General features: G+C 49.6%; 8 protein-coding genes. 4 read left to right on the top strand and 4 right to left on the bottom strand.

The features are described from left to right. A partial coding sequence (locus IQ235_RS12420; protein ID WP_264321775.1) for an ATP-dependent Zn protease occupies positions 1 to 522 on the top strand: 522 nt, incomplete at its 5' end. Position 523: 1 nt separating this feature from the next. On the opposite strand, the gene IQ235_RS12415 is transcribed toward IQ235_RS12420, so the two are convergent. The 4 genes from IQ235_RS12415 to IQ235_RS12400 form a co-directional block, all read right to left on the bottom strand. Further along, positions 524 to 1,744, bottom strand: coding sequence for a phosphate/phosphite/phosphonate ABC transporter substrate-binding protein (locus IQ235_RS12415; protein ID WP_264321774.1), 1,221 nt, complete (start codon positions 1,742 to 1,744; stop codon positions 524 to 526). 233 nt (positions 1,745 to 1,977) lie between these two features. Then, the gene (locus tag IQ235_RS12410; protein ID WP_264321773.1) at positions 1,978 to 2,445 is read right to left on the bottom strand and encodes a DM13 domain-containing protein; all 468 of its coding nucleotides are present in this window, start codon (positions 2,443 to 2,445) and stop codon (positions 1,978 to 1,980) included. A gap of 247 nt (positions 2,446 to 2,692) precedes the next feature. Then, on the bottom strand, positions 2,693 to 3,544 hold the full coding sequence (locus tag IQ235_RS12405) for a tetratricopeptide repeat protein (RefSeq protein ID WP_264321772.1): 852 nt from the start codon (positions 3,542 to 3,544) through the stop codon (positions 2,693 to 2,695). A gap of 162 nt (positions 3,545 to 3,706) precedes the next feature. Further along, a complete protein-coding gene (locus IQ235_RS12400; protein WP_264321771.1) occupies positions 3,707 to 4,597 on the bottom strand; it encodes a methyltransferase domain-containing protein in 891 nt (296 codons plus the stop codon). A 256-nt stretch (positions 4,598 to 4,853) separates the two neighbouring features. Between IQ235_RS12400 and IQ235_RS12395 the strand changes: the two genes are divergently transcribed. The 3 genes from IQ235_RS12395 to IQ235_RS12385 form a co-directional block, all read left to right on the top strand. After that, positions 4,854 to 6,188, top strand: coding sequence for a TrkH family potassium uptake protein (locus IQ235_RS12395; protein WP_264321770.1), 1,335 nt, complete (start codon positions 4,854 to 4,856; stop codon positions 6,186 to 6,188). Between the two features lie 66 nt (positions 6,189 to 6,254). After that, positions 6,255 to 6,950, top strand: a complete 696-nt coding sequence (locus IQ235_RS12390) for a potassium channel family protein (RefSeq protein ID WP_264321769.1) — start codon at positions 6,255 to 6,257, stop codon at positions 6,948 to 6,950. 189 nt (positions 6,951 to 7,139) lie between these two features. Beyond that, positions 7,140 to 8,193 (top strand): filamentous hemagglutinin N-terminal domain-containing protein (locus IQ235_RS12385; protein ID WP_264321768.1); only part of this gene is annotated, 1,054 nt, incomplete at its 3' end.

Below are 8,193 nucleotides of genomic sequence, written 5' to 3'. Positions count from 1 at the left end.
ATGCTAGACTGGCTGGCCGCCTTCTCCCCAGAACATCGGCAGCGCGTCACCCATCACGAAGCGGGGCATTTTTTGGTGGCCCACATACTTGACATTCCGATCGCCGACTATACCCTTACCGCATGGGAAGCGATGCGCCAGGGACAAGCGGGACGGGGTGGCGTTCAATTTGACGATCGCGTCCTTGCCGCCCAACTCGAACGGGGTACGATGTCGGCACAATCCCTCGATCGTTACTGTACGGTGTGGATGGCCGGAATTGCCGCCGAAACCCTCGTTTACGACAATGCTGAAGGGGGCGGCGACGATCGCCAACAACTGCGGACGGTACTCTCTCAACTGAGTCCCCCCATTCGCGATCCGCAGCAGCGAGAACGCTGGGCCACCCTACAAGCAACCACCTTACTGGCAACCCATCGATCGGCTTACGATGCCCTCGTGGAGGCGATGTCCCAACGGTTACCGGTGGCGGAGTGTTGTGCGATCGTCAATAAGCATCGTGGCAATTCTACATCGAGTTAACTTAACCATCGATCTGCAATTGTTCCGCCGTCGTAACAGTTAACTCCAGCGTTCCTCGGTTATCCTGCGGTTCGATACCGACAATCTGAAACGTTTTGCCGTGCAATCCCGGTAAGGGAACGCCATTGGGAATGCGATCGAGTAGGGTTCTCGGAACTATGACGCGATAGACCGTTCCATCTTCTCCATTGAGAATAAAATTAATCGTTTCCCCCTCAACTTGATACCCATTCACTTGACCGGAAATGGTGGTTCCCGTGGGGATAGATTGAGTCGCTGTATTCTCGCAAAATAACTGCACCGGTTGTTGTTGCCAATCTACGCAACCGAGAACTTCATCGACGCGATTGGTAATGCCAATAAAATACTGATAATCCGGTTCTTCCCCTTCTCCGTATTTAGCACTATTTTTAACATCATCGGGTGCATTTTCCAGCGATCGCGAAATCGCCTCTCGTTCTAAATCCGATAAGTCGGGAGACAGATAAACCCCTGAAAGAGGAATTGATCGACTGCGACTAATGGCTCGCAAACTATCATCATTTTCCACAATTTGATACGCACCGCTTCCCACATCAATTTGTCCGGATTTTACTTTCTCGATCGTCGATTGTGTATTCGTATTTCCCAGATCGACTTGTAAGGTTTTTCCGTATAAATCGTAAACGGGAATATAAAAAGCGGCTGCACTATTAAAATCTCCCAATGCGAGCTTGATGTCCGGAGTTAAATCGCTAATTCCCTGAATCGGACTATCTTTGCGAACGAAGAGAACCGATTCAAATTGAGAAGCCTGGGGAAACATCCGAGCGGCAAATTGATAGTCGTTATTAATCGCTGCCACCGACATCATTGGGCTGGTGGTAAACGCCACATCCCATTGTTTTTGGACGATCTGATTTCTCACCTGCGCAAACCCATCATTCCCGCTGAGTGCGACACTATCAATTCGGACATCGACATTTTCCCCGAATTCGGCTTCTAAATGTTGTTCGAGAGCAACATAATCCGTCTCTAGATTATAAGGAGTGGTGAGAACTCCAACGGTTAGCGAACCATCTTGAAAAAGAGTTGATGTATCGGCAGAGACTTCGCTTGCAGAGTCCGTTGCCGAAGGAGTGGCGGGATTTGTATTTCCATTTTCAGCAGATTGCTGACAGGAGATGAGAAACAGAGTGGCGATTGCTGCGGCGATCGTTCTCATCCGACGGTAGGTACTCATAACGAATGTAACTCAACATTGAGAGATATCAATGTTTACCCAATTCTGTTCCTGCCATCCGGAAGATCGAATGTTTTATGCCAACGAGCTAAAAAAGGGAAGAAGTGCGACCTCCTTCCCTTTTTCGATCGCATCGGATGGATACGGTGATGCGATCGGTATATGCTGTTTCAACGAAAAAACTCGATTGAAAAATTCGATGGATGTTGTCTCTGGGACGATTTGCGTCAATTTTATCGAAAAGCAGCGTAGCCAAAGGTGACGTTGAACTGGCGACACCAAATTGCCACCGCATCAAAATCTTCGAGATCGATATTGGCTGGAATTTCGTAGCGTTGTCCCCCATTAAAACTCTCGAGGGGGGCCAGGGTAACGTAGTCCTGTTCGCTCACGTTCAGGGGAACAACACCATCGCGATATAGAATCACCTGCACGTCGGGTCCGCTGCCGGTATCGAACCCTTGAGACAATTCGAGATAGCGCTTTCCGTCTTTTTCAATGATGGTGGCCGCGCCGCTGGTGGGATGACCGGGTTCGACTGTGACAAACGCTCCCGCAGCGAGGGTTGTTTGATTCTTGAGTTGGACTGAAGAGGTCAGAGGCTTGGCTTGCAGGGGGGAAGGTGCGATCGCGCTGACACCGAGGCTACCGAACAAAACAACCGATGTAATTCCGAGAGATACAACTTGATTGAATTTCATGATTTTGACTCCATTCGTGTGTGTTCGAGGTGTTTTCGATTGCTCGATCTTGATAATCGGCGATCGAACTGAACGTACTCGAATGGCAACTTGAGAGAAACCTAAGAGCTTTCTGAGAAAGCTGAAAACCGAACGAGAGCCTTTGTATGAGAAAACCTGCGAGCGAACCGTTTGTGAAGCCGGACAACTCGCAGGTCAGAAACTAGAAGCAATTAAGAATTAAGGAGTGAGGTAAGCCAAGTCAGCGTTAGGCAGCGATCGCCTGACGGTAATAGCCGATCGCTTCCGCATCCCGACCCTGACGCAACATCACATCACCCATCGCACGGAATAAACCGGCGCTGTCGGGTTTAAGTTCGTTGGCTTTCTCGTAGCAGCCGATCGCATTGTCGTACAAACCCTTTTGTCCGAAAGCATCGCCCAATCCCTTGTAGGCGGAGGTGAGGTCGGGTTTAATTGCCAGAGCTTGCTGGTAGCTGGAAATCGCCTCATCTACACGTCCTTGCTTGAGGTGAATTGCCCCAAGTTTGACGTGGTAGCGGGTGGTAGATTCGGGGTTAGCTTCCTGCTGAACGGCCAAAGCTTTCTCGAAACATGCGGTCGCTTCATCTAGATTGCCTTGCTTTTGCAGCAAGTCACCGAGTTGACCTTGAAGTTTGGCTTTGGAAGGATCGAGTTCGACGACCTTGCGATAGGCTTCGATCGCTTCATTGGAACGATCTTGTTCCCCCAGGGTTTTGGCCACGTTCAGATAGATCCGGAAGGGTTGCTCCGGATTCAGGGCGATCGCTTTTTTGTAAGCCGAAACCGAACCATCCACATCACCGTCTTCCTTGAGAACTTTGGCGAGTTTCAAGTAGGTGGATGCATTCTCCGGTCGGGCAGAAACGATTTTCTGGTAGGTACTTGCAGCTTGCGCCCAGTTTTCCTGAGTTTCGTAGATATCAGCAATCTGGCGCAGAGCGGGAACGTTATTGGGTGCGACTTTAAGAACTTCTTCGTACTGGGAAAGGGCTTCGTCGAGTTTCCCTTCTTCTTTGAGCTGGTTGGCGCTATTGAGATTTTCTTCGACTAGCGCAGCTTTTTTTGATGTTGGCATTTTGGAGCAGCCTCCTTATAGAACCTGTATTTGGTTATAGCACAAGGATTTAGATTTGGGGGGAAGGGTTCGGTAAAGTTACGGTAAAGGAGAATTTTGAATTGAGAATGAAGTTGAGGATGGGGAGAATGCAAGACTCACAATTGCGATGACTCCACGTCGTCATCGATCGCATTTCGTCCCGCACAAGACTCCAAACCGAATCAGGCCGCTTGCGTACCCATCTCGCATCAATCCCATGGATAGCGCCCCTTGAATGGTATCCCAACCGGCCATCAAGACCCCCAAAACCGCTGCTGGGTTCAATGCCGATTCGATGACATCGTCCCAAAATGGAGCAACAGCCCCAGACCAGTCGGCAGTATGGAGATTCTGAAATTTGAGTTCGCGGGCGATCGCTTCGTATTCGGGGAGGGAAATCACGTAGGGTAGGTGATACACGCGGTAAATGTCGGCTAAATGCTGCTGCTCTCGGGCGGTAAGCGGTTCCAATCCTTCGTCGGTGGGACGATGGCACCAAGTGGCGAGCATCAGCGTTCCTCCGGGTTTGAGCACTCGATGGCATTCCCGCAGAAACTGCACCTTATCGGGCATATGTTCCCCACTTTCGAGGGACCAAATAAAGTCAAAAGATTCGTCGGCGAAGGGCATATTCAACGCATCGGCCACCAGAAACCCCGCATCGCTTCCCATTTGGGCTTCTACGGCGCGATCGCTTGCCCGGTTAGCTTGCACCGGACTTAAGGTAATGCCAATAGCTTTGGTGGCAAATTTCCGGGCTAAATAGAGAGTACTGCCGCCGATGCCACAGCCGATATCGAGGATTTGTTGGCTGGGTCGAGGGGCGGATAAGCTGAAGTTCTCGCCCAGGGACGTACTCGTCCAGTGGAGTAATTCTTCGATGAGGTCAATTTGAGCCTGCCGCCGTTCTTTGCGTCGATCTCCCTCGGGTCCGTAGTATCCGTGGTGCATGTGCTCTCCCCACACTTGCTCCCACAGGTCGCTAGAGGTATCGTAAAATTGGCGAATGCGGTCGGATAGGCTTGATGTCATCTGCAAAGAAGCGTGGGTGCGCGCGAGTATTGACCAACTCAATTTAGACTACCATTTCCCGTTAAAGTGAGAGAATGAATGGGCGATGTTTGACGGGGGATGGCTCGATCGATTTTTCAACAATCGAGTTGTCTGCAAGTTCGAGAACCGAACCCTCCTAACTCTCGCACCCGACCGACGATTTAAATTCGATCGCCTCTAGCCGATTTCGGGCGATGACTTCTATTAATCAATTTCCGGATCACTCAAAACTGCAATGACCGTTTCTCGAACGATTTGCCTGGGATTTCTCGGTGTAATTACCATTGGCACGATTTTATTAATGATGCCGTTTTCCCTGAGTAGCGGAACGTGGAACGATCCCGTTACAGCTCTTTTTACTGCGACTTCTGCCACTTGCGTCACGGGATTGATTGTTGTCGATACCGGCAGCTACTATTCCTTCTGGGGACAACTTTTTATCCTATCGCTGATTCAGGTGGGTGGGTTGGGCTACATGACTGCGACCACTTTTTTATTAATTCTTTTGGGTCGAAGATTCAAGCTCAAATATAAAGTTGCCTTACAACAAGCTCTCGATACCACGGGGTTATCGGATGTGGGCAATTTACTGCGATCGATTATTGCCACGACACTACTAGTGGAACTGACAGGCGTTTTTTTATTAATGTTTGTTTTCGTTCGGGACTTTGATTTTAGAATGGGAACTTGGCAATCTATTTTTCACAGTATCAGTGCGTTTAATAATGCTGGTTTTAGTTTGTTTGAAGATAGTTTGATGGGGTATGCAACCTCACCCATCGTTAATATTGTCATTCCCGGTCTCGTCATTTTGGGTGGAATTGGCTACCAAGTCATCGTGGAAGTTTATCTCTGGATTCGGAGTAAAATATCTTCAAGTGCAGAGCGTTTTTGTTTTTCTCTTCACTTCAAAATTGTCACGAGCACGAACAACTTTTTGTTTATGCTAGGAACGCTCGTTTACTTTTGTGCAGAATATCATAATCCCCTTACCCTTGCCTCTCTCAACTTAAACGGCAAACTGATGACGGCGTGGTTTCAGTCTGTCATTACTCGAACGGCAGGTTTCAATAGTATCGATCTGGGCCAGATGACCAATGCCGCTTTATTTGCCATGATGATTTTGATGTTAATTGGTGCGAGTCCGGGGAGTACGGGAGGTGGCTTGAAAACAACAACGGTTCGGGTCTTATTTAATTGCACCGAAGCGGTATTACGAGGACGAGAAGATGTTACGATATATCGCCGACAAATTCCGGTAGAACTGATATTAAAAGCTGTGGGCGTTGTGGTCGGTTCGCTCATGACGATCGCCCTCGCGACAGCCGCATTGAGTGTGACCGACCCCAGCCTTGAGTTTATTAGTATTTCTTTTGAGGTTATTTCTGCCTTTGCAACGGTCGGCTTATCTGTGGGAATTACCGCGCAACTTTCTGCGGTAGGAAAGTTAATTATTATTGCGATTATGTATATCGGGCGGGTGGGAATTCTGCTGTTAATGTCCGCAATTTTAGGCGATCCAAAACCCAGTTCGGTAGACTACCCAGAAGAAGAACTTTTAATTGGTTAGCGTTGGGAATAATTTTCAAATGTATTTTTGTGTGGGATACTTAAAACTCGATATGAGGTGTGCATTGTGAATCTAGCGTCTCTCAATTTTTTTCAAAGCTTGCGATCGGATAATCGACAATTTGTTGTAATTGGGTTGGGACGTTTCGGACGCTCGGTTTGTTCGACTTTGCACAGTTTGAACTACGATGTCCTCGCCGTAGACTGCGACGAAAACTTAGTGAATAAAGCCGTCAACGACCAAATTGCAGCTCATGCCATTCGACTAGATACCACAGACCCCTCGGCCTTAAAAGAAGCGGGTGTTTTAGATTTCGATACGGCAATCGTGGCCATCGGAAATTATCTAGCCCAAAGTATTATTACCACCTTAAATTTAAAAGAAGGGGGAGTCGAACACGTCGTCGCTAAGGCCTCTTCTGAAATCCACATGAAGCTGCTCAAAAAAGTAGGAGCCGACCATGTCGTTTTCCCCGAACGGGAAATGGGATACGAACTGGCCCGATCGCTCACGCGACCGCGAATGCTCGATCGATTTGAACTCGATCCCCTCCACAGTATTGTTGAAGTGATTATTCCCGATAAATTTATCGGCAAAACATTAGCCGAATTGGAATTGAGAAACCGCTACGGTTTGAATGTCTTAGCCGTCAGTCATAACAATAAATTTCAGATTAATCCAAACCCGAGCAATCGCTTGGAAAAAGGCTCGGCGATGGTGGTGATCGGGTCGAATAAAGATATCGATCGCCTGCCGATTTAGTCTGGATTCCCCGATCGCTCTGCAACCCGATGCATGATTTAGGAAAATGGAACCTAACTTAATAGAGTGGGTTCGCTTTTTTGATGAGACGGGATAGATTCCTGACGGGGACTGTCTGCGTGTCGCCGATTAGTCCCATGCTTATCGAGTCTTTGGCTTGCGCCGTTTCCCTGCATCTAGTGACCAACCGTGTCAGGACTTACCTCTACCTCTGTGCCTTGGGTTGCTGCGACTGGAATCGCAATTTTCTCTCCCGCGATCGCCCTGGCTCAACCCATTATCCCCGACGACAGTACCGAGACGATCGTGACCCCCAACGGAGATCGCTTCAACATTCACGGCGGACAAACCTCCGATGATGGGGCAAATCTCTTCCACAGTTTCGAGGAATTCGGCTTAGACACCGGACAAACGGCGAATTTTTTCTCCTCTGGGGATATTCAAAATATCCTCGGACGGGTTACCGGGGGGAACGCCTCCTTCATCGACGGCTTAATTCAAGTCACCGGCGGCAGTGCCAACCTCTTTTTAATGAACCCAGCGGGCATCGTCTTCGGCGAGAACGCTCGACTCAACGTCCCGGCTTCCTTTACCGCTACCACTGCCACGGGAATCGGCTTTGAGGGGGGTCGGTTCGATGCCGTGGCATCCAACGACTATACCGACCTGGTGGGAACCCCCAACGCCTTCGACTTTGCCACTCCCACCCCCGGCAGCATTGTCAATTACGGGAATTTATCCGTAGAAACTGGGGCAAATTTGCACTTGTTCGGCGGTACGGTGGTGAGTCCGGGAAACTTGCAGACCGAGGGCGGTAATATTTCCATCGCTGCGGTGGTGGGAGGGAATCGGCTGCGCTTGAGGGTTGAGGGGAATATCCTCGCTCTCGAAGTCTCTCCCACCACCTCTTCTTTTTCGTTATTCAATCCCCGATCGCTCCCGGAACTCCTAACCCTGGGCAAATCCCTCGACCATGCCGATACCGTTGCCGTGAACTCCGATGGCACCGTAGCGTTAAAGGGTTCTGGCGTGCGGATCGAACAGGGAGATATCGTCACCAGCTCGATTTCAACCAACGGGGGAGCGATCGCCCTTAATAGTGCGGCGGGGGAGATAGCGACAACGGACACCCTAGATTCGTCGGCCGCTGCGGGGGATGGCGGATTGGTGACCTTGCAAGCCCTCGGGAATATTAGCACCGAAGATGTGAATGCCTCTAGTATCCAGGGAGATGGAGGTGGGG

The organism is Zarconia navalis LEGE 11467, from assembly GCF_015207075.1.
Classification (GTDB): Bacteria; Cyanobacteriota; Cyanobacteriia; order Cyanobacteriales; family Geitlerinemataceae; genus Zarconia; species Zarconia navalis.
This window is presented reverse-complemented; position numbering and strand designations above follow the sequence as displayed.